The organism is Acinetobacter sp. TSRC1-2 (assembly GCF_049895885.1).
Taxonomy (GTDB): domain Bacteria; phylum Pseudomonadota; class Gammaproteobacteria; order Pseudomonadales; family Moraxellaceae; genus Acinetobacter.
Genome location: NZ_JAFCTF010000011.1, coordinates 19575 through 41131, shown reverse-complemented (window position 1 = coordinate 41131; position 21557 = coordinate 19575). Strand labels below are relative to the sequence as shown.

The window sequence follows — 21557 nt, the reverse complement described above, 5'->3', positions numbered from 1 at the left end:
TGAATAATGAGCAATATTCATGACTCTCAAGAGGTTTTGCAGAGTTTGAAGCATTTTGATGGGCTTTGATATGTCAAAATTGCAATGGACACGACAACAGTTGTTTATATCGTCCAAATAAAATGATTCAAAGCTTTTTAGAGGAAAGTCTGCAAGTAAATAATCCAGAGTTTTTTAAAAACTGTAATAACCGCAATAAAAATCTAAAGTCATCTTGAAGTAGAGTTTAGATCATTATTTTGGTTCGGTATTTAACAAAGGATTGAAAATTTCTAAATGATAAAAGCTTATAATGATTTTAATTGCTGCGAACCAATCCAGTGTTTAGAAAATTGATACGCCGCACGCCCTGAACGCTGCCCACGAGCCTGACACCAGCGCAATGCTTCAGCACGTGTAAATTCCTCCATGGGCATATCGGCTTTTGCTAAATAATGCTCAACAATTTCTAAATACAAGTTCTGATCCATTGGGTAAAAAGATAGCCACATTCCGAAACGGTCTGACAATGAAATTTTTTCTTCAATCGCTTCTTGAGGGTGAAGCTCTGTATATTGCGGAACATCCACGCGCGTTACCGGCGTATTTTCATGCATAAACTCTGGCAGCAAATGACGGCGGTTACTGGTTGCATAAATAATAAAATTACTCGAACCAGATTGTAATGAACCATCTAGAACACTTTTTAGGCTACGATAATTTTCATCTTCTGCATTGAAGGCTAAATCATCACAATAGACAATAAACTTTTCCGGACGGTTTTCAATCAGCTTCTGAATGAGAGGGAGGTCGGATAACTCATCACGTTCAATTTCAATTAAACGTAAACCTTCCGACTCATATTGGGTGAGCAGGGCGCGAACAATAGAAGATTTACCGGTACCACGTGAGCCGGTAAGTAAAACATCATTAGCAGGTAAGCCTTTCAAAAATTGCAGCGTGTTTTGGATGAGTTTTTCTTTTTGTCTTTCAATACCTTTTAAATCATTCAAATACATCTTTTTGGGCTGTTGAATGGCGATTAATTGTTTGTCTTGCCATTTATAAGCAGAGGCTGAAAAGTCGGTCGCTTGTTTCAGTTCTGGTAAATTTTGCTGTAGTTGTTGGAGTACAGTAGAAAGTGCTTGTAAGATATGCTCAGGTAAATCAATTGTTGCCATGATGGTTCAGCTTATACATGTAAAAGTAAAAGGATGGTTTTATTCAAGAACTGTATATCAATTAGTCGTGATTTGCCAAGGGAATAGGCATTTTTGCAGTGATAATCCGCTGAGTTTTCTGTCAATGTTATGCGTGATGTCTTATCATGAATAGTGAATAAAAATGAAAGTGTTTGAGGGATAGATATGTTATTTAAAGATTTCACCCAAGATATTAATCCACATCAAGCGTATCGCATAAAAAAATTAAAGCGCCAACTTGAAACAGCTGAAACATATGAAGAATGGAAAAGCATCGCACTGGAAATAGATGAAGAAACAGGTGCTCAAGAATGGAAATATGATAACTGCTCACCTTATTTTGATGCTGAAATTATTTCCGAGCGATTAAACCGTTTAAAACGCTACCGTTTTCAAAAACGTACTGAAGATCTCATGTACATATTACGTGAAGGTTTAAGCTATGATATTGCCAATATTGCTAATCCGATGTTGTTTACCGCCACATATGTGGGAACAAAAAAAATCATAGAAGACTATGTGGAAGAAGTCAGTGCAAGTCTTGCCTACATTGCTTCAGAGGCTTGTTCTTGCTTGTGTTTAACTGAAAAAATTAAATTTTTTCAGCATTGTAAAAAAGCATATGGTCAACCTGCCATCATGTTTTCAGGTGGTGCAACATTGGGGCTGTTTCATACAGGAGTGTGTAAAGCGCTACTTGAACAAGATTTAATGCCTAAGGTGATATCGGGTTCGAGCGCGGGTGCAATTATGACGGCAATGTTAGGAACTTCAAAACCGTCAGATATTTCCGGTCTTTTAAATGGTGAAAACTTTTTTAGTGAAGCTTTTCATTTCCGTAAATTTAGCGAAATTTTAAAGGGCAACGGTGGTTTTGCCGATGTAATGTACCTAAAGAAATTCTTGGTTGAAAATTTGGGGGATGTGACCTTTGAAGAAGCCTTTAAAAGCTCTGGTTTGCATATTAATGTAGCTGTTGCCCCATATGATGCTTCACAAGAAGCCCGTATTATGAATGCCTATACTTCACCAGATTTGCTGGTTTGGAGTGCAGTATTGGCCTCCTGCGCAGTTCCTATTTTATTTCCACCGGTTAAACTCACCAGTAAACGTCAAAATGGTCAATTAACACCCTATATGGCAGACACACGTTGGGTAGACGGCAGTGTACGCAGTGATTTCCCTCAAGAGAAAATGGCAAGACTGTATAATTTAAATTACACCATCGCCAGTCAGGTTAATCCTCATATTGTGCCGTTTATGCAAAGTGATGCAGAACGTCACCGTCGAGATCTATTGAGTTGGCCAGAACGGATTATTCGTCGTCAGGGGAAGGTGATTACCAAAGGCATTATGGACTTTACCCGTGGTCGGGTTGGAAAAATCCCTCCAGTTCGACGATTGCTCGATCATGGTTTTGGTGTGATTGATCAAGGATATTATGGCGATTTAAATATTGTCGGTGATTATAGCTTGCGACACTATAGTTATATGTTTCAGAACCCGCGACCATATTTGTTCAAATTGTTACAACGTGAGGGTGAACGGGCGACCTGGCCTAAAATTTCCTCGATTGAAACGCATGCCCGTGTAGGGAAAACCATTCAGCACTGTTTGGAACTTTTAAGTTATCAAGATGATCCCGCGCAAAAAGAAGCAGAATTTATTGCAGTTTAATGTTGAAGATATTCATGGCTGTAATTTGATTCAAAAGACCAAACCTAAAAGTTTAACTTTTGGGCGTCGTTTATATACCTTTGAACATCAGCAGCAGCACTACTGGTTAAAAACACAAGCATGCAATGTGAATCAAAGTTGTGAAGCTGGATTTTTAAATGAATTGGCTTTTTATCAGCAATTTGTAGATCAACCCAATTCTTCCAACACCATGCCTGATTTTTTATTACCCTTTCAAATGATTCCTCACTTTAAAATTGTATCTCAGCAACAAGGGGTAGGATTATCTGCGTTGATTTTGAGTCATGCGGAATCACTATTTTGGGATTGTTCTGGCATGTCGCTGAATGAGATTAAAAAGACGCTGTTAAAAGTATTGGATGCAGTAGATCAATTGCATCAACTGGGTTGGATGCATGCCGATTTAAAGCGCGAGCATTTTGTCCTATACCAGCAAGGTGTTTGTTTAATTGATTTTGAACAGGTCCAAAAAATCAATTCATCCCAAAAAGTGCAAAGTCTGATCGCAACTCCACACTATATGGCACCTGAACTTTTTCATGCAGCAGAAAAAACGGTACAAACGGACATTTATGCATTAGGAATTATTTTTTATGAATGGCTAACAGGGAAGCGTTTAACAGCAGAAAATTATCAAGATTGGGCATATTTACATTGCCAACGGTTAAGTATTGAACTTCCAGAACATTTAACACATTTTAAAAAGCTTCTATCTGGAATGTTGGCGAAGCAAAAAGAGCGAAGATTTACCAGTATTTACACTGTAAAACAGTGCTTACTCACTGAAAATGCTTAAGAAAAATACAAAAAAACTACTTTTGTTTTTTATTTAAACAAACGAGTGGATTTTTCATAAAAAGGTCTTGTCATCAGGAATCGATCTCTATAATATACACAGCCATTGGGGACGTGGCGAAATTGGTAGACGCACTGGATTTAGGTTCCAGCGCCGCAAGGTGTGAGAGTTCGAGTCTCTCCGTCCCCACCAATTATTATCAAACTTGTTTGGTAATAAAGCTGTAGAGGATTGGTGTAATGGTAGCATGACGGTCTCCAAAACCGTTCGTCAAGGTTCGAGTCCTTGATCCTCTGCCAAGTTTTAAAAAATCTAACATTATGTTAGTACCCTGATGGGGACGTGGCGAAATTGGTAGACGCACTGGATTTAGGTTCCAGCGCCGCAAGGTGTGAGAGTTCGAGTCTCTCCGTCCCCACCATCTAGATATTGAAGCAAGGTATATACCTTGCTTTTTTATTGCCTAGAAAAAAGTGAAAGATGATATAAAAAAAGCCCTAAAGAGGGCTTTAAAGATTATTTTAAAAAGATGTTATGAAAAATATATTTTGAATAAGTTATTCTGTTGTCTCGATTCAAACGTGAAATATATTTTTAAGCTTTTAGATGATCCTCAAACTCTTCACCGAGTTGCATAGCCAGTGAATTACCCGCCAAATCACAGGTGACCAAACCATATTCTTTTTTAAAGCTAAAAGTAAAGCCGCGATTGTCGGTTAACGATTTCACCGAATAGCCTAATTTTTCTAACCAAATACGAAACGCAATTAAATTTTTTGCTTTAACAACTTTCTTCACGAGAGAACTCCTTGTGTATATTAGATACATTACAGTATTAAAATAATAATAGGGATGCAGGTTCTTTTTTAAAGGGGAACTTTGTGTTGTTTTTTATAAAATTAATATTTTGTATTTTTTATAAGCAATAAATGCATAAATAAAAACTAACTTACGGAGAAGAGTTAACCGTATATTGACATAAATTTTAATGTATCCATATGATTTTTATTTATTTTAATTGGATTGTTTGAGTTTTTTGAGGTCGAAATATTTATACACAATTTTCAAGGTGGTTTAAATGTTTCTATGTTTGAGCTGTTGCTTTGGATTGTTTAGAAATACTGAACGGGGGCGGGAAATACTTGTTATTTTATAAATAACTGAATAGTCGCCAAAAATGACAGTACTTGCTAGGTTAAAAAACGATAAAGTAAATTGCGCTGTACAGGTTTTTTTGAATTCCGCGCTGTGCATAATATTTATTAACATGATTAGATTGAAATGATGACAGAAACCATTGAACAAAATGTATTGAATCAAATTCAAAATATGCAGCAACAAGATTTAACTCCTGTTGCTGTCATGTTGGGACATGAAGATTGGCTGATCTTTGCGGAACAATCAAAAGTGTCTTATACCCCTTTTGGCAGTGCTCGACGTTATCAACCTGCGTTAGGTGGCTTGCTCTTGGTTCGGGTTGATGAAATGAATATGACCCGTGTGGTGACTCAAATTGAACTTGATGCTTATGCGCAAATGCATCAGATTTTATAAATCCTGTTTTTTCCAGCTCTGGCTGTTAAAAATTATCTTTTAACTCTCGTAGGCGTTGGAATTCTTCAACGCTTTCAACTCTTAAAAATGGATTGGTATCTAACTCTAACTCAATGGTACTCGGTAACGTACATTGACCGAGCATACGTTGAGCTTCAACTTTTTCGAAACGCTGTTGAATCGCCAGATTGTCTGGTTCTGCCTGTAATGCAAATTTTGCATTTGAAAGAGTATATTCGTGTGTGCAATACACTTTGGTTCGGGCAGGTAAAGCGGCTAAGCGATTAAGTGAGTGATACATTTGCTCATATGTGCCTTCAAAGACTCGACCACAGCCCATCGCAAAAAGGGTGTCTCCGCAGAAAAGAACATCTAAAGCATCAATAAAATAGACAATATGTCCTAAGGTATGACCCGGTACGGCAATGACCTCTATATCTAAATCGTGGAAAGTAATATGAGCTTCGTGTTGCAGGGGATGGCTGATAAAAGGAACTTTACTTAATTCTTCACGTGGACCATAGACAGGAATATTGCGATTGATTAAAAGTTCGGGTACGCCACCAGTATGATCTTTATGCCAATGGGTCAGCCAGATTTGACTTAACTTTAAATTGTTTTCTGTACAATAAGCTTCTACCAAATGTGCTTCGGTTGGATCAATCGCAACCACCTCCTTGCTCGGTGTATGTTCTAACAACCAAATATAGTTTTGTAATTGATTTTTGACATCAATCATATGAATTTGAAAAGTCATGAGATAGGCGATCAATGAGATAGATATGAATAAGCTATCGTTAAAGTCGATTTTTTGCCAGTAGAACATCGCAAATCTATACGGATATTTAATTTTTTAATAAAGTCATAAATATCTGGATATTGTAAAAAGTGATCGATAGAAGTTATTTTTAAATTCTTTTTCTATATTCTGGTTTTCAATCAGTAAAATGGTCATGAATAAAATTGGGTAAATCAATATGAAGATGTATCAGGTGGATGCGTTCACAAACGAGCTGTTTAAGGGCAATCCAGCAGCAGTAATTGTGACCGAACAATGGTTAGATGAAACATTGATGCAAAATCTTGCATTGGAAAATAATTTGTCTGAAACGGCCTTTGTGAAAATCATTGATGCAGAGAATTATGAAATCCGCTGGTTTACGCCGACCACAGAAGTGGACTTTTGTGGACATGCCACTTTAGCCAGCAGTTTTGTGCTGTTTAAAGATTTTACCTCTGCAAAAGTCATTCAATTTCATGTGAAAAATCTGGGCATATTCGTAGTTAGCTATGAGCCTGATGGAAAAATCAAAATGAATTTTCCTGTTCGTCGTGCAGAGAAAATTGAGCGTTATCCTGAAATTTTAAATCAGACTTTAACCAAGCCCTTTAAAAATGTTTATTTGAATAGCCAGGCCTATATTGTGGAATATGAAAACCCGCAAGATGTTGTTGATGAAACTCCAAATCTGGAATTGCTGAAACAATTGGGGCGAATTCGTACGGCAATTACAGCGCAAGGGCCATGTGTGGATTTAGCCTTAACTGCGCAAGCTGATCAATATGATTGTGTTTCGCGTTATTTTGCACCTGCCAATGGCATTGATGAAGACCCGGTAACGGGTTCAATCCATACCGCTATTGCACCGCTCTGGGCTGAAAAACTGGGTAAAAGTGAAATCCTGGCTTATCAGGCATCAAAACGTGGCGGGGAGTTGTATTGTATTATGCTTGAAAATGAACGTATTGAAATTTCAGGTTATGCAAAGCTATATATGCAGGCAGAACTGTATCTATAAAATGTGAAAATCAATTTGCTACATAGCCGTTGAAATAAACGGCTCTTTTTTCAAAAAACTACTACTAAAAATGAAAAGCCTTTTCTAAGATGGCGGGGGTGATAAAAATTCATATTGTTGAATAAAATTGGAATAATTATGTTAATGCGGTTTAAACAACTTACCATCTCTTTATTATTGGTTGGCTTTAGTGCAACCGCTTGGTCACAGCCTGTTTTAGTAAAATCTCAACAGAAGATTGAAGAATATAAATTAGATAATGGTTTGCGTGTAGTACTTGCGCAAAATGATAAAGAAAATAAAGTATTTATGAATACCGTTTATCTGACAGGTTCATTAAACGATCCGCAAGGTAAGGGTGGTTTGGCGCATTTGTTAGAACATTTGGCATTTAAAGGGACACAGAATATTAAGGGCGAGGAGTTTCAGCGCCGTCTGGATCAATACACCTTAATGACCAATGCCAGCACCGATTATTACTCGACTAAATATACCAATATTATTCGTCCAGAACAGAATGCAATTAATGAAGTGATTCATCTTGAAGCGGAACGAATGGATAAACTGGTGCTGCAAGAAAAGTTTGTACCTTCTGAAATTTCGATTGTGAAACGGGAACGTGAAGTTCGGATGGATCAACCTTTTTCAGTCATGATGGATCAAATGTGGAAGTCAGCTTATGGAAATCAATATCTAGGGCGTTTACCGATTGGCGACCTAAACGAATTACAGTCGATTAAAATGGATGAGCTGAATAAATTCTACCGTAGCTGGTATGCACCGAATAACGCAGTCATGGTGATTTCAGGTAAATTTGATAAAGCTGAAGTATTGAAACAGATTGATAAAAGTTTCAGTCCAATTGCGGCACGCCAAGTTCCTGCACAAACTCAAGTTCCCGTCCTTGATTCAGCCAAAATTAAGAACAGAAACTTTCTGGTACAAAAGGGCAGTGATCTGGCTAAATTCAATATTTATCTAAATGGCAAAAATGAAAAGATCAAATCTACACTGGCCTTAACACCGTATCTATATACCATGCAGCCAAGTGGACATCTTTACCAGAGTGTAGTGGAAACAGGTGTAAGTACCGGGGTTCAATCTACCACATGGTTAGATCAAGACTTCAATCTGGTTTTCATGGGTGCTATTTATGCCCCAAATCATGATGCGAAAAAAGTTCAATCTGAATTGGTGGCAGGGGTTGAAAAAAATAAGCCATTTAATGAAATCGAGCTGAATCGGGTAAAAAATCTGATTCAGAATCAGGCAGACAATATCCAGAGTAATGCTGCAGCATTGGGTGGACGTTTGAGTGACTATTATGTGTCTTATCAAGGGAATTGGTCACAATATTTTACCGATCTGGAGAATGTGAAAAAATTAAAGCTCTCTGAAGTTAATCAAACTTTAACCCAGTTTTTAGTCCCCGAACATCGTATTTCAGGGGATATTAAACCTACACCAGAAGATCAGAAAAAAGCACTAGAGCAAAAACAGGCAGCTGAACAGCCTAAAACCCTAGATCAAACTGATGTCAAAGAAGAACCTTTAAAAGATAGCAGTGTCTATAAACAAGAGGTTGCCGAATATGTGAAAACCTCAAAACAGTATCTAGTGGATACCGAAAAGAAAATTCAACGCGGAACCTTGAAGAATGGTATTAAATACGCGTTGTATCCAACATCGACACGTGATGACAAAACCTACGCCACTATTTCTATCGATTTTGGTACGGAAAAATCGTTATTTAATAAAGGCGAAGTGCTCGATTTAATGGCGTATTTATTATTACGTGGTTCAGATCAATATAGCTTGCAAGATATTGCCGACAAATCAATTGAAGCGGGAGGTGGTGCCACTGCAACAGCATCCGCCAATAGCATTACCATTCAAATTGTGGCAAAAAAAGAAAAATTTGATGATTATTTTAAATTTATGATGCAGGTGTTGAAAAAGCCGAAATTTGAACAATCACAATTTGATTTAATTAAATCGCAAAGTTTGTCTGCTTTGGATCGTCCTTATACTGAGCCTGAAACAGTTGCTGCGCTCACCATGACCCGTTTATTAGAGACCTATCAACCAGGGGATTTGCGTTACCATTTTGAGCCGGATCTTGCCAAGCAACAAATTAAAGCGGCTACGGTTGAGCAAGTGAAGAAGTTGTATCAGGATTTCTTTATCAGTAATCATGCACAAATTGCCATTACCGGTGATTATCAAGCTCAACCCATGCTTGCATTAGTGCAAAAAGAGTTTTCGGGTTGGAAAGCGCAATTGCCATATCAACGTCTAAGCTCAGATTATCAAGCTTATCCCGCACAAAAAGTTCATACTTTATCTGAACAGCGTGAATTCGGAAGTTATCAATCTATTTTGACTTTCCCTGCCGGTGCAAATCATGCGGATGCTACAGCGTTAATCGTATTCAGCTATATTTTAGGTGACTCACAACTCTCTTCACGCTTAGCGCAAGAATTACGTGAAAAAAATGCCCTGGTTTATGGTTTTGGCAGTAATGTCGAACTGGATGATTGGATTGATTCAGGTGCGCTAACCATTGAAGCCAATTACACGGCAGGTAAATCGGCTCAAGTTTCACAAGGTGTACGTAAAGTTTTAAATGACCTGTTGACTAAAGGCGTGACCGAGCAGGAACTGGAAGCAGCAAAAGCCAATATTTTGAAAAAACGGGTTACGTCTTTGGAAGATGAGCGCAATATTCATCAAATGTTAACGCCACAATTAGAACGTAATCGTGATCTATTGTTCCGTGAAAAACGTGATCAGGCACTCGCCAAATTGACCAAAGCTGATGTGGATGCAGTGATCAAAAAATACATAAAGCTGGATCAGCTGGTTGAAGTCATGGCTGACCAGTATGGAAAACCACAAAATAAGTCATAATTTTAAATTCACTTCTTTATAGATGAGTGCCGCCAATCTATTTAAGGTGAGTTCAATAAATTATTATATAAATTTTAGTTCATTAAGAACACCTTACTACGGAATCTTAGAGTTTTACTCATAGATCAGCATTAACCTTCGGTTCGGTCCACTGTTGTTTCGGCAAAAGTGGGCAAAACCATTGTCCTTCACAAAATTCGTGAAATACCGAGTTATTAAAATCATCGCAGAAACAGTATATTGCAAATGGAATCCTGAATCGAACAGTTGTGAAGGACACTTCCAAGTATCAAATTTCAGGTAAAATTTATATTGAATTCAGCTTAAGTAAAGGCGAGGTCTTTTAAAGCCGATAAAACTGCTTCGCATTATGATGAAAGACTTGCTCTAATGCATTTGGGTCATAGGCTACAACTGCATCACTAAAGGCATCAATAATATTCACCAATGACGAGCTGACACGATCCATCGGGAAGTTGGAAGCAAACATCACACGATATGTTCCAAAACAGTTGAGGACATGGCTAATCAGTGGCATGGCTAAATCATATACTTCTTGTTTACTGGCTAGCCGGTCTTGCTTGTGGAATTGATGACCTAAAACAGGCATCAACAAGCCTGACATTTTGGTATAAACATTTGGATATAAGGCAAGTTCGGCAATATCTTCTTGCCAGCGAATAAGAATATTTTCACGGGCGATTTTTGTCAGTCCTGTTAGTGTCCCGACTTGACCGAATAAGCCGGCAGGCGTTCCAAAATGATCCAGCACAATCGAGGTTTCAGGGAACTGTTTGGCTAGGGCAATCACGTCACTGAGTTGAGTCGAATAAACCCAGGCATCAAAAGTTAACTTGTATTGCGCTAAAGCTTCGAAACCTTTAAGAAACTTTTTATTGCAATATAAATGCGGCTCATCGGCCCAGGCATGAATATCTTTATCTTCATGTATCGCGGCCATTTTACGAATGCCTTTAAAACGCGGTGAGGCTTTTTGGTGCAGCTGTAAAATTTTCTTAAAATTACTGTCTCGTGGATCTGCTGTTGCAACAATACCGCCCAGTTTCACTGTTCCTAGGTTGAAGGGGAGAGATTCAATAAACTTTGTTTCCCCTATAACGCCTTTGCCTTTATTTTTATGCCAACTGGCTTCCACATGCACCACTTGGTCGACCTGATAATGCCCAATATCTTGCATATAATTTTCAGGTAAATAAGGCGCTGTAATGTGATTGGTGAGTCCCACTGTTTCAATGAGCTCATCTGAATTAACCAGACGAATGAATTTATCGAGCAAGTAAGGATGCTTGCCTAATAATTTAACTGCCAAAGCGGATGCATGGGGCGTGTTATAAGGATCCCATTGGTGAATGTGCGAGTCAATAATTGCAAAGTCCAGTTGTTGCATTTGTATCCTCAATTCAGCAGATCTTTGTTATAACCATACTGCAAAGTGGTATGGCTTTGAATCACCTTTTATCCAAAAAGTAGGGGCGTAAAAAAAGCCCTTTCGGGCTTTTAATCACATGATCAGTGTTTATGATCATGATCATGCTTATTGGCATGAAATTCTTCGTTATGACGGAAGCGCAGATAGTTTTCAAACTGTTCGCAATATTCGTCATAGTTGTCTTCAAGCATCATCTGGAACTGCTGCATAATATAAGACATGACTTGGTCTTTGGCATCACGCATTTCATTGCCATCTTTAAAGTTGTTGGCTGCCACCCAGGTATTAAAGCGGGCAGTACCAAACAACATTGCAGCACTGACTTGGCCGCGCATTTCAGCGGGTTTCACTTGTGAACCTTTTTCAACACGACAAAATTCATTTGCTTGTTTGATAAATTCATCAGCACGTTCAAAAAAAACAGCATTTAACGCTTCTTCTTCGGTTACATCTGTTGCTTCAATCTTTTGAACCATGAACTTTTCCTGCAAAAACGATCTAATGGCATATTATAGGCAAAGCCTTGCAGAAACTAAACCTTTGGATTAACCTAAAAATAGCCTAAGTATAAAAAAGGATAATCCAATGCAAGATGCCATTGCGGTACAAAGTCTAAAAAGTGACATCGCCTTATTGCGTCAGAATATTTGGCCACCTGTAAATTTAGCCAATGTTGAAGGCCTGCCCATTTATTATGGCTCCCAGTCAGAAGTTGAACAATATTACCGTCAATGGACGGGCTTGATTGAAAGGGCGCAAGATCTGTTTCAACCCTTTATGGAAGATGAAACACTGGATGCGGTTCATTTACCCAGTCATTTAAATTTACCGTTGTTTTATTTTCATGTGGATCGAATCCGGATTAATAAAACCCGTGCCAAAGAGTCGAAAACTTTTCGTGGCATCGCAAGTCTGATCGACAAATGTGGGCAATATGAGCCAGAGCAAATTCAGGCCATGAGACTTTGGTTAGACAGTGATGACACCGCTGCCTTGGTTGCACACCGTGAATTTATTGATTTGCGTACCTATGTGTTTCAGCATGGGCAAAGTGAATACACACGCACCCGATTTTATGTGAATGGCATTGTGTTAAGTACAGAACCGCATTTTGAACTGGTGGACGCACGAGACAAGCCGCGTAAACAGCGCAATGACAGTTACAGTGATCCATTGGCGGATAACAATACCTGGAAAATTTTTGGCAAATATCGCTAAGCGTGGGTGATATTCACCAGAGTTATTTTCTCTTACCAAAAAGTGTGGGTTTTCGAATAAGTATCTAAATGCTGTTGAGCTTGTTGCAGGGTGTATTTTTTTTCACTCGCAATCCAGCCTAAGGCAAACCACACTTTTTGCTTTTGTTTGACTATATTTTGAAACATGTCTTCAGCCACAATTAAATCATTATATTGTCCCAAGCTTTCTTGTGCCGGTTTTAAATCTTTCAGATAACGTTTTACATCTTTGTTTGGATAAAGCGAAGCAACAAACTCGATGCAATAACGTAAGCGTTTGACCCGTTTGCGGGTACGATGTTGTGATTCAATATCCAGTTCTAAAAACTGATCGGCATCCTTGCAGATTTGTTGATGCAATTTCTGAAGTTTTTTTGCTATATCTTTTTTTAATTTGGTTTTTTGCTTCTTTGCGCAAGGTTGATGCACGAATTGCAGTAAAGCTAAGATCAAGTTGACGAAGTCTAAAGAACGTAAAGACTCATCAATCGGAACAGTGTTTTCTTTCGCGACATTGGGAAGTTGCACGAAAGGTGCTCCAGCTGCTTCAAGCTGAGGTAAAAGCCCTTCGCTTAAAGCATCACGGTCTCGGGTTGAACCAAGTTGGCGAAACAAGGTTGTCAGCTGTTCTTGCCATTCAGGATCGACATCCGTTGACCAGTCAGCAAAAATGCGTAAGGCACTTCTTAAACGGCGAATTGCGACACGTGTTTGATGTACATGCTCGCTATTGTACTGTTCAGCCGCAATAGCTGTTGCATTCGGCAATAGATGTTGCAAGGCATTATTGACGATCTGTTTTAATGCACTATCTGTTGAGCCTTGTTGATTCAGTTGTAAGGGAATCGCAAATTGAGCAGGAAAAATCTCTAAATTTTGTGCGAGTAAATCTCCACGTTGCGCTTTGCTTCTTACATCCAGCCATAAATGATATTGTTTAACCCAAGGTTGAATAAATTTAATTAAGTCTTGTATAGGGCCTTGTTTAAGCTCAAATTCAATCTCGTAAATTACTTGTGTTTGATTGTCATGACGGATCTCACCGCGATCTAAACTGACTTCAATTTCGGCATGATTATAATGCACCACATAGACCAGACGTTTTACCTCTGTTTCAAATTGCTGGCTTAAGTTTTTGACCTGTTTGCCTAATACGTGTTGCAGTAATTTTTTTGCTTGAGGGTTGGATTGATAAATCTCAAGATCTAAAGCGGGATGATCTAACTCCCCTAAATCAGTTTCTAACTCAAAACGTTCTAAATGATGCTCACTCGGAGCTTTTAAAGTTTGTATCCAGTGCGTTTCTTCAAGACGCTGACGCAATGAGATTTTTTGCTCGGCTAGGTGCCGGTCTGGCGTGTCGTAGTATTGTGCATATAAAGAAATCGGATGGGCGTTTTTGGACAAAAATAATCGATAAATTTGTTTTTGATACGATAGCGGGATCTGAAATTTTAATTCTACTTCGAGCATGTTAAAACTCCTGACGCTTTACAATCAAAGTTGTTATGACATTTGATTGTAAGCCAGACTCAATAAAAGAGTAGGAGAGTTTTGCTTAAAAATTCATAAAGCATATTGCAAGATATTTCATAACGATTGTTGAAATATCCTGTCGTACGCTTTAATTTTTTAATTTGGTCTGTTATTTAATGAATTTACGACTCACTAAAAATTGTTCTGTCGCTTCAAGTAGATTCTGTGCATAAACTTCTTGTTTGGCAGTCAACCAGCCCAACACGAACCAGTCACTGGCTTCAAGCTCAGTTTGCTGAATATAATCCGCAGAAGATGCCAAAATCTGATATTCACTTGCAGCAAGTTGCGCATCATTTAACGCTTTACTGTATTTTTGCAAATTTTTGACATCATAAATAGAGGTCAAAATAGGGAAGCTAAATTTCAATTCATGAATTTTGGTGGCTAATTTATCCAGACTCTCAAAATCAGTAATCTCTGCACTGGTTAAACTGTCCTGCAATTGCTTATATTGATTTTGCAGTGTATTTTGCGCAAACCATTTCAAGTCGTGAGATTGAGCCTTTTCCTCAGTGTCTAAACTAAACATCAATAATTCTAGATAGTGATGCACGTTTTGTGTTGAGCGAACTAAATTAGCCAACTTTTCTTTGGCATACAGAATATCTTTAGTTAAATTTGATGCAGTATTGGGATTCTGTAAAAAAGCGCCCAAAGTCGTCTGCATATGTTCTAAATGCTGTAAATGATCAAACTGCTGTTTAAATGCTCCAATCTGCATAGCCCATTTATCTGAAACTGACTCATTCCAGTCTTTAAATAACGATAACGTTAAATTCAAATGATCTAAGGCAATTTGCGCTTGCTGAATATGTTCTTTTTCAGAAACCACCGCTGAAATAGCGGCAATATTAGGCAGTAAATGTTGTAATTGTTGAGCAATAAGAAGGCGTAAGTTTTTATTGGCTGGATCTTTTTTGCTTAAAGTAAATTCTTTGGCTAATTTTGCCGGACTAACTTTTTGAGTCATCGCCAAAAGATTACCGATTTCGGCTTTACTACGAACATCGAGCCAGAGCTGGTATTTTTTAACCCATTCAAAGCTGAATGCCAACAGTGATTGTACAGAACCTGATTTAAGTTCAAATTCAACTTCATGCATTTCACGCTGTGCAGTTCCGGTGCGGACTTCACCCACATCTAGACTCACTTCAATGTCGGTCTCTTGGAACTGAATCACGCGAAAGGTGCGTTGAATATCCGTCTCAAATTGTAATTTAAGTGGCTCTTGTGAGTCCTGCAGAGCATTTTTTAAGATTTGCTGCGCTTCAGCATCATGTTCATAAATACTTAAATCAAGCTGTGGCGCCTGTTCAAGTTCACCCAAATCATAATTATGCTCAAAGCGGTGTAAGTGACTTTTCCCAGCAGCTTTTAAGGTTTGAATCCAGCGGGTTCCTTCAAGTCGTTGTCTTAAGGCTACGCCATGTTGTGAAAGTAAGCGTTCTTCGGTGTCATAATATTTTGCTTTAAGTTGAATAATTTTCGATTTTTTAGGATCTAATGCTTTTAGTAAAGCATTACGTCTTGCTTCAGGAATTTGAAATTTTAATTCAACTTCGACCATGATCTTTCATCCTAATTTTTGACGCTATTTCAGCAATGAAATAGGTCAGCTTTACGGTACAAATGCGTTATGAAATCTATTCTTTTATAGCGCTAAACTTGTATTCTTAATTTTAAGTCCCCGATTGTAACGAAAATGATTTTTCATGTAAGACTTGACGAAGCAATTCTTAAGCAATTGCTTTTGAAATGAACATAAAACTAATAGCAACCTAAGCTTTTATTTGTATGAAATCTGCGCTAACTTAAATAAAAATACTCTGGATTATGACAATGAATGGACTTGTAAAGTTAAACTTCGAACATCATCTAGAACCGGAATTTCAGCTTCCGATTCAGAACTATCATGAATTTTATCGTTTTTATTTGACTGAGCACCGCAATATCACGAGTCGCCGTTTGCATGTATTTGGAAGCAGCGTCGGGGTGTATTTCTTTACTCAGGCAATTCGTCAAAGAAAACCAAAGTATTTGGCTTATGGTTTATTGTCCGGCTATGCCTGTGCATGGGTAGGACATTTCATGTTCGAAAAGAATAAACCAGCCAGTTTTAAACAACCCCTATCTAGTTTTATTTCAGACTGGCGCATGTTATCTGATGTGGTACGGGGAAATTTGAGTCTAAGGGATCGTTCACTGGATAAAATTTCAAGTTAATGAATGAAACATTTTTTTGGACAAAAGTTGCTGTATCAAAAAACCAAATTTTACCTTATGATAAAATAATACAGAATTTGACCGACTAATGCTTGCAAAAATATAATGAATATTCTATTAATGGTTCTGTAGTTATTCAATTAATTTCTCGGATTGAATAAATATGTAATCTTAAGTTTTCCAAGCCTAGAGCGACCTTTCTCTAGGCTTTTTTTATTGATTTATTTAAATTGAAGTTGATTGTGAATGGAAAAAGAAAGTGACTCTCTAATCCTTTGTTTGCGTCCTTAAGCGTGTTTTTCTCACCAAGAATGATAAAGTCAGATGATCACTCCAAGTTTTTATTTTTATATTGTAGTTGTTGTTTATGGTTATTCTGCAGATTGATTAAATCGTTCAATGCACACCTGATTTATCACTGAAATAGGTATTTTTTTTACTTATTTCGAAAAAAAATTGCGCTGGTTATATATCTTTAGATTTTTGCGAATTTATTGATTTTATCTTCATCGAAATAAGCCGGATGCGCTGAATCTTGCTCTTGATATGCCTATAATAGGGCAGTTTTAGTTTTGGCAGTTTGTTATGCGCGGTTTATATCTGATTACCAATGATGACCCTGTAGAGATTTTATTGGCGAAGTTAGAAGGTGCAATGGCGAATGGTGGCATTGCGGTCTTGCAATACCGTCGTAAAAAAATCGCTAAAGAAGATCAACTTTATGAAATCGAGTATATGAAAGCCATGTGTGCTGAATACGGTGTGCCTTTCGTGATTAATGATGATCTTGAAATGGCCGTCAAATACGGTGTGGGTGTGCATTTAGGTCAGGATGATGGTTCTATTGTCGATGCAGTTGCTCGTTTGCCTCAAGGCGTGTTAATCGGTCGCAGCTGTAATAACTCACTTGAGTTGGCTGAACAGGCAATTGCAGAGGGTGCAAATTATGTGGCATTTGGTGCGATCTATGCCACTCACACTAAACCTGAAGCAGGAAACGTTGGTTTAGAAACCTTAAAACTTGCCAAAGAAAAACTGAACGTACCCCTCTGTGCGATCGGCGGTTTAACGGTTGAGAATTCCAGCGAAGTCATTGAATCCGGGGCGGATTATTGCGCAGTAATTAGCGACATCTTGGGACTGCCTATGCATGCCATTCCTGAACGTTTAGATGAATGGTCTGCGCTTTTTCAAGCTACAGCATAAAATATTTTTGATTGATTTAATTTTTAGTCGAGTGCCTTCATGAGCTTATCTCCAAAGCAAGAACAATTGTTCAAACAAGCCAGCAAACATATTCCAGGTGGGGTGAATTCACCAGTACGTGCGTTTAATGGGGTGGGCGGTACGCCTGTATTTATTGAAAAAGCCAAAGGCGCGTATTTGTTCGATGTTGATGGTAAACGCTATGTCGATTACGTGGGTTCATGGGGACCGATGATCTTGGGACATGCGCATCCGGCAATTATTAAGGCCGTTCAAGATGCTGCGGTTGATGGTTTAAGCTTTGGTGCACCAACCGTACATGAAACCACATTGGCAGATATTATTTGTGAAATTATGCCGTCAATTGAATTGGTTCGTATGACCAACTCAGGTACGGAAGCGACCATGACCGCGATTCGTCTGGCACGCGGTTATACCGGTCGTGACAAGATTGTAAAATTTGAAGGCTGCTACCACGGTCATTCAGACTCACTTTTGGTTAAAGCAGGTTCAGGTATGTTGACCAGTGGTGAAGGTGAGGCAACTTCTGCGGGTGTGCCTGCAGATTTTGCCAAGCATACGCTCACGCTTCCATACAATGATATTGCGACCTTAAAAGAATGCTTCGCAAAATTCGGTTCTGAAATTGCAGGCGTGATTGTTGAGCCTGTTGCAGGCAACATGAACCTGGTGAAACCGATTGATGGTTTCCTGCAAGCCATTCGTGATGTGTGTGATGAACATGGTTCAGTGTTTATTATTGATGAAGTGATGACTGGCTTCCGTGTCGCTCTTGGTGGCGCACAGGCTCACTATGGCGTCACACCTGATTTAACCACGTTAGGTAAAATCATCGGTGCAGGTTTGCCGGTTGGTGCTTTTGGTGGTAAACGCGAAGTGATGGAATGCATCGCGCCATTGGGTAAAGTTTACCAAGCGGGGACATTGTCTGGTAATCCGTTGGCGATGCGGGCTGGTATTGAAATGTTCAAACATTTACGTGCTGAAGGCTTCTATGAGAATTTAACTGCACAACTTGAAAAACTTCTAAATGGTTTACAAGCTGCGGCAGATGAAGCAGGTATTCTGTTTAAGACTCAACAAGTTGGCGGTATGTTTGGTTTGTACTTCACAGATCAAGAAGACATTACCAGCTTTGATTCAATGTTGAAATGTGATGTTGCTGCGTTCCGTAAATTCTTTCATGGTATGTTAAGTCGTGGCGTGAACCTTGCACCATCTGCTTTTGAAGCTGGCTTTATTTCAGCAGCGCATAGTGATGAAGATATTGCTTACACGATTCAAGCTGCAAAAGAAACCTTTGCAGAAATGAAAGCTTAATATTTAGAGTTTACATTAGATCAGGCCCGAATTCGTTCGGGCTTTTTTATATGGATTTTGAAAATGGAAAAAGACGAATGCAAACTAAACATTATTTGACTTTAAGCGATGCTGAATTTTTATTAAATGAAGCTCATCAATACGCTATTCAAAACAGTTTCAATGTCAGTATTGCTGTCGTAGATGAAACTGGAAATCTGCTGGCGATGAAACGTATGGATGGTGCAGCGCCAATGACTGCAAATTTGGCAATCGAAAAAGCCAAATGCTCAGCAATGAGTCGCCTTCCATCTAAGTTATTTGAAGATATTATCAAAGCCGGTCAAATGGGCTTTCTGACTATGGACAGTTTTTCTGGCATGTTGGAAGGTGGTGAGCCGATTATGTATGAAGGGCAACTGGTTGGAGCATTGGGTGTGTCGGGGGTGAAGTCTTTTGAAGATGCGGAGATTGCTCAGCAGGCGATTGAAAAATTTTTGGCGCAAGTGATTAATGACTGATAACTTAGGAGTCGATAGGTATTCCTAAGCTGAGATTAATAATAGCCTAAGCTGTTAGATAAAAAATAAGCGTGGAACATGAAAAATCATCAAAAAAGCCTAGATCGTTGGATTTGGGCTTTTACATGTATTATAAAAATATGATTTATACGAAAAATTGTATTTCTTATAACGTGTATTACGTTAATTTTAGAAGAAACATAAGATCTCTATAAAATCGGTGGCTATTCAACAATTAAAAGATATGTACTCTTTGTTTAATTAAAATCTATATTAAGTTTATCTATCATTACGAACTTCCCATTTAAAAAGAATATCATTTTCAAAAAGATCGATTAGTTGTATAAGAACATAAAATATAGAAGTAGAAGGCTTAATAATAGCAATCATGCCTTTTCTCATTCTTGCATAATGACTTTCGAACCGAAAAACCATCGGGTCAGTAATATCACTAAATGTTCTAGCACCAGAAGCAACTCTCACAGCACCATTATCACTTAACAGATCTACACATCCGCTCTTTGGCTGTAAAGTATTCCATCGAATATTTATTGTTCTATTATCTTGCTCGCTAAATTGGACTTGAAGCTCAATCCCGCTATGTATAACAGGTATTCTTCTTTTACCACATCCAACAATTTTACTGATGTTTCCAAACTCAAAAGTTTCTTCTTCTACAGCTTGTCTTAATCTTCTATTGAAGAAACTAACACTAATATTATTTTCTAATAACTTTCTAAAACCTTGTAAGTAAATTGTAGCATTTGGGTCTAATACGCCAATAACAACTTCTTTTACACCTGAATTTATTAATAAATCAGCACATGATTCTATTTCTTGTTCATCATGTAATGCAACACAGGGTTCTAAGGTGGTATAAACAGTTGAACCTTGTACTTGATCTGGATGTAATTTTCTTAAAGCAACTCTCTCGGCATGAACATTACTAGTTTCCCCTCGATAACCTGTAGCTAATAAATCACTTTCTTTTACTATTACTACCCCAACCCGAGGAAACTGTTCGGACTTAAGATGTTCTTCTATTGCTAATTTCATAAAATCAGATCTTGAATATTTTTTCGACATAAAAACCTTAATGCAATTAACTCTGAAGTTTTATAACTTCATTTTACTTTAATTTCGGGAAAAACTAGCTCTTGAGAGTACTTCTTCACTTCAAATATTCGGTGAAATATAGCGTCTATTTAATATAATGGTTGTAATAAAAAATTATTCCTAATTAATTTGAGAGAGCAGGTGTAGCGGATAAAACTTATCATTTAACTCGATCTAAGTTAGCATAGTCTTAAATTTGCATAGTTCAGAAAAATCCTCTCCCATGCTGTACCCCATGCCAAAAAAAATCCAACTAGTACCCTCCCAAGCCAAATGGCAGCTTTCTTCAACTCAATCTGTCTTGGTACTTATTGGATTACAAAATTTGCGGATGCTTCAAGGCATACAACACAGCGACCTGATGACCAATCTCATTCAGATCAGCAATAAAGCCAAAGCCTTAGATATTCCAATTGTTGATTTATATGGTGACGATTTGATGCAGGGGATGCAACAACTCGGTGAATATGCCTCGACTCATTCTCAACTTATTTTTGCCGGGCAGATCACACCCATGCTGAAACAGATTTTGCCGCATTTGCAAAGTGTCACCGAGCAAATCTGTGTAGTGGATGATGCTATTTTATTACCGAATCAAGAGCAGCATATTCAATGGATTGATAACATTTCTGCACAAAGTTTACATCACATGAATAGCTATAGTTTGGCTCGGCTATGGGATTTAAGTGCGCCGTCAAATTATGTGCTTTCAACCAAGGGGATCATGCTTGCCGTTGCAGAGCAGCTGAACATAGATGCGCTTGAAATTGATCCTTATGTCGATTTGAAACAATACGGTCTGGATTCTATCGCTATTGTCACTTTGGTCGGTATTTGGCGCGCGCATGGTGCAAATGTAGGTTATGAAGATGTTGTAGAGCATGCTTCTTTGCATGATTTGGTGGGTTTTATATTGCAATCAGTGCGTTCATAACACGAGATTGAAATAATTTTTGAGCAAAATCGGAAAATCCGTCGCCAATTCCAGTATTGTGCATTGTAATTC

19 protein-coding genes and 3 tRNA genes are annotated in these 21557 nt (G+C 38.2%); 14 read left to right on the top strand and 8 right to left on the bottom strand.

Annotated features, from left to right (window positions below):
- Positions 1-287 precede the first annotated feature (287 nt).
- The gene (locus ACP69Y_RS11945) at positions 288-1160 is read right to left on the bottom strand and encodes an ATP-binding protein (protein WP_425918593.1); all 873 of its coding nucleotides are present in this window, start codon (positions 1158-1160) and stop codon (positions 288-290) included.
- Positions 1161-1346: 186 nt separating this feature from the next.
- On the opposite strand from ACP69Y_RS11945, the gene ACP69Y_RS11940 reads away from it, so the two are divergent.
- From ACP69Y_RS11940 to ACP69Y_RS11920, 5 genes are all read left to right on the top strand, one after another.
- Entirely contained in the window at positions 1347-2858 is a 1512-nt protein-coding gene (locus tag ACP69Y_RS11940; RefSeq protein ID WP_425918592.1) for a DUF3336 domain-containing protein, read from the top strand.
- On the top strand, positions 2818-3675 hold the full coding sequence (locus ACP69Y_RS11935; protein WP_425918591.1) for a protein kinase domain-containing protein: 858 nt from the start codon (positions 2818-2820) through the stop codon (positions 3673-3675). Before ACP69Y_RS11940 ends, ACP69Y_RS11935 begins: the two co-directional genes overlap by 41 nt.
- A gap of 107 nt (positions 3676-3782) precedes the next feature.
- A tRNA-Leu gene (locus tag ACP69Y_RS11930) sits at positions 3783-3867 on the top strand.
- A gap of 33 nt (positions 3868-3900) precedes the next feature.
- Positions 3901-3974, top strand: a tRNA-Trp gene (locus ACP69Y_RS11925).
- Between the two features lie 37 nt (positions 3975-4011).
- Positions 4012-4096: transfer RNA gene (locus ACP69Y_RS11920), tRNA-Leu, on the top strand.
- Positions 4097-4269: 173 nt separating this feature from the next.
- Here ACP69Y_RS11920 and ACP69Y_RS11915 read toward each other — a convergent pair.
- Entirely contained in the window at positions 4270-4473 is a 204-nt protein-coding gene (locus ACP69Y_RS11915) for a hypothetical protein (protein ID WP_004648669.1), read from the bottom strand.
- Positions 4474-4959: 486 nt separating this feature from the next.
- Here ACP69Y_RS11915 and ACP69Y_RS11910 point away from each other — a divergent pair, with 486 nt between their 5' ends.
- A complete protein-coding gene (locus ACP69Y_RS11910; RefSeq protein WP_425918681.1) occupies positions 4960-5229 on the top strand; it encodes a hypothetical protein in 270 nt (89 codons plus the stop codon).
- Between the two features lie 25 nt (positions 5230-5254).
- Here the strand turns inward: ACP69Y_RS11910 and gloB are convergent, their stop codons facing one another.
- Positions 5255-5986, bottom strand: coding sequence for a hydroxyacylglutathione hydrolase (gene gloB / locus ACP69Y_RS11905; RefSeq protein WP_425918590.1), 732 nt, complete (start codon positions 5984-5986; stop codon positions 5255-5257).
- Positions 5987-6206: 220 nt separating this feature from the next.
- Here gloB and ACP69Y_RS11900 point away from each other — a divergent pair, with 220 nt between their 5' ends.
- A complete protein-coding gene (locus ACP69Y_RS11900) occupies positions 6207-7028 on the top strand; it encodes a PhzF family phenazine biosynthesis protein (protein ID WP_425918589.1) in 822 nt (273 codons plus the stop codon).
- 138 nt (positions 7029-7166) lie between these two features.
- Positions 7167-9938: a M16 family metallopeptidase gene (locus tag ACP69Y_RS11895; protein ID WP_425918588.1), complete on the top strand. Its 2772-nt coding sequence runs from the start codon at positions 7167-7169 to the stop codon at positions 9936-9938.
- Between the two features lie 343 nt (positions 9939-10281).
- On the opposite strand, the gene ACP69Y_RS11890 is transcribed toward ACP69Y_RS11895, so the two are convergent.
- The gene (locus ACP69Y_RS11890; protein ID WP_425918587.1) at positions 10282-11346 is read right to left on the bottom strand and encodes an amidohydrolase family protein; all 1065 of its coding nucleotides are present in this window, start codon (positions 11344-11346) and stop codon (positions 10282-10284) included.
- Positions 11347-11468: 122 nt separating this feature from the next.
- The gene (locus tag ACP69Y_RS11885; RefSeq protein ID WP_131383413.1) at positions 11469-11864 is read right to left on the bottom strand and encodes a DUF3144 domain-containing protein; all 396 of its coding nucleotides are present in this window, start codon (positions 11862-11864) and stop codon (positions 11469-11471) included.
- 109 nt (positions 11865-11973) lie between these two features.
- Here ACP69Y_RS11885 and ACP69Y_RS11880 point away from each other — a divergent pair, with 109 nt between their 5' ends.
- On the top strand, positions 11974-12606 hold the full coding sequence (locus ACP69Y_RS11880) for a hypothetical protein (protein ID WP_425918586.1): 633 nt from the start codon (positions 11974-11976) through the stop codon (positions 12604-12606).
- A 32-nt stretch (positions 12607-12638) separates the two neighbouring features.
- Here the strand turns inward: ACP69Y_RS11880 and ACP69Y_RS11875 are convergent, their stop codons facing one another.
- Entirely contained in the window at positions 12639-14099 is a 1461-nt protein-coding gene (locus ACP69Y_RS11875; protein ID WP_425918585.1) for a CHAD domain-containing protein, read from the bottom strand.
- Positions 14100-14271: 172 nt separating this feature from the next.
- Positions 14272-15732: an inorganic triphosphatase gene (locus ACP69Y_RS11870; RefSeq protein WP_425918584.1), complete on the bottom strand. Its 1461-nt coding sequence runs from the start codon at positions 15730-15732 to the stop codon at positions 14272-14274.
- Between the two features lie 272 nt (positions 15733-16004).
- Here ACP69Y_RS11870 and ACP69Y_RS11865 point away from each other — a divergent pair, with 272 nt between their 5' ends.
- From ACP69Y_RS11865 to ACP69Y_RS11850, 4 genes are all read left to right on the top strand, one after another.
- Positions 16005-16388, top strand: a complete 384-nt coding sequence (locus tag ACP69Y_RS11865; RefSeq protein ID WP_425918583.1) for an Mpo1-like protein — start codon at positions 16005-16007, stop codon at positions 16386-16388.
- Between the two features lie 585 nt (positions 16389-16973).
- Entirely contained in the window at positions 16974-17594 is a 621-nt protein-coding gene (thiE, locus tag ACP69Y_RS11860; RefSeq protein WP_425918582.1) for a thiamine phosphate synthase, read from the top strand.
- 39 nt (positions 17595-17633) lie between these two features.
- The gene (hemL, locus tag ACP69Y_RS11855; RefSeq protein ID WP_425918581.1) at positions 17634-18935 is read left to right on the top strand and encodes a glutamate-1-semialdehyde 2,1-aminomutase; all 1302 of its coding nucleotides are present in this window, start codon (positions 17634-17636) and stop codon (positions 18933-18935) included.
- Between the two features lie 77 nt (positions 18936-19012).
- Positions 19013-19435: a GlcG/HbpS family heme-binding protein gene (locus tag ACP69Y_RS11850; protein ID WP_425918580.1), complete on the top strand. Its 423-nt coding sequence runs from the start codon at positions 19013-19015 to the stop codon at positions 19433-19435.
- Between the two features lie 279 nt (positions 19436-19714).
- Here the strand turns inward: ACP69Y_RS11850 and ACP69Y_RS11845 are convergent, their stop codons facing one another.
- Positions 19715-20491: a deaminase gene (locus tag ACP69Y_RS11845; RefSeq protein ID WP_425918579.1), complete on the bottom strand. Its 777-nt coding sequence runs from the start codon at positions 20489-20491 to the stop codon at positions 19715-19717.
- Positions 20492-20774: 283 nt separating this feature from the next.
- On the opposite strand from ACP69Y_RS11845, the gene ACP69Y_RS11840 reads away from it, so the two are divergent.
- Positions 20775-21485 carry a phosphopantetheine-binding protein gene (locus ACP69Y_RS11840; protein ID WP_425918578.1) on the top strand — a complete coding sequence of 237 codons (711 nt, stop codon included), beginning with the start codon at positions 20775-20777 and terminating at the stop codon, positions 21483-21485.
- The last annotated feature ends 72 nt before the right edge of the window (positions 21486-21557 follow it).

Bases quoted from the DNA above. Each gene is read 5' to 3' on its own strand.
- ACP69Y_RS11945 (WP_425918593.1), bottom strand. From the start codon at position 1,160: ATGGCAACAATTGATTTACCTGAGCATATCTTACAAGCACTTTCTACT.
- ACP69Y_RS11940 (WP_425918592.1), top strand. From the start codon at position 1,347: ATGTTATTTAAAGATTTCACCCAAGATATTAATCCACATCAAGCGTAT.
- ACP69Y_RS11935 (WP_425918591.1), top strand. From the start codon at position 2,818: ATGATCCCGCGCAAAAAGAAGCAGAATTTATTGCAGTTTAATGTTGAA.
- ACP69Y_RS11910 (WP_425918681.1), top strand. From the start codon at position 4,960: ATGACAGAAACCATTGAACAAAATGTATTGAATCAAATTCAAAATATG.
- gloB (WP_425918590.1), bottom strand. From the start codon at position 5,986: ATGACTTTTCAAATTCATATGATTGATGTCAAAAATCAATTACAAAAC.
- ACP69Y_RS11900 (WP_425918589.1), top strand. From the start codon at position 6,207: ATGAAGATGTATCAGGTGGATGCGTTCACAAACGAGCTGTTTAAGGGC.
- ACP69Y_RS11895 (WP_425918588.1), top strand. From the start codon at position 7,167: ATGTTAATGCGGTTTAAACAACTTACCATCTCTTTATTATTGGTTGGC.
- ACP69Y_RS11890 (WP_425918587.1), bottom strand. From the start codon at position 11,346: ATGCAACAACTGGACTTTGCAATTATTGACTCGCACATTCACCAATGG.
- ACP69Y_RS11885 (WP_131383413.1), bottom strand. From the start codon at position 11,864: ATGGTTCAAAAGATTGAAGCAACAGATGTAACCGAAGAAGAAGCGTTA.
- ACP69Y_RS11880 (WP_425918586.1), top strand. From the start codon at position 11,974: ATGCAAGATGCCATTGCGGTACAAAGTCTAAAAAGTGACATCGCCTTA.
- ACP69Y_RS11875 (WP_425918585.1), bottom strand. From the start codon at position 14,099: ATGCTCGAAGTAGAATTAAAATTTCAGATCCCGCTATCGTATCAAAAA.
- ACP69Y_RS11870 (WP_425918584.1), bottom strand. From the start codon at position 15,732: ATGGTCGAAGTTGAATTAAAATTTCAAATTCCTGAAGCAAGACGTAAT.
- ACP69Y_RS11865 (WP_425918583.1), top strand. From the start codon at position 16,005: ATGAATGGACTTGTAAAGTTAAACTTCGAACATCATCTAGAACCGGAA.
- thiE (WP_425918582.1), top strand. From the start codon at position 16,974: ATGCGCGGTTTATATCTGATTACCAATGATGACCCTGTAGAGATTTTA.
- hemL (WP_425918581.1), top strand. From the start codon at position 17,634: ATGAGCTTATCTCCAAAGCAAGAACAATTGTTCAAACAAGCCAGCAAA.
- ACP69Y_RS11850 (WP_425918580.1), top strand. From the start codon at position 19,013: ATGCAAACTAAACATTATTTGACTTTAAGCGATGCTGAATTTTTATTA.
- ACP69Y_RS11845 (WP_425918579.1), bottom strand. From the start codon at position 20,491: ATGAAATTAGCAATAGAAGAACATCTTAAGTCCGAACAGTTTCCTCGG.
- ACP69Y_RS11840 (WP_425918578.1), top strand. From the start codon at position 20,775: ATGCTGTACCCCATGCCAAAAAAAATCCAACTAGTACCCTCCCAAGCC.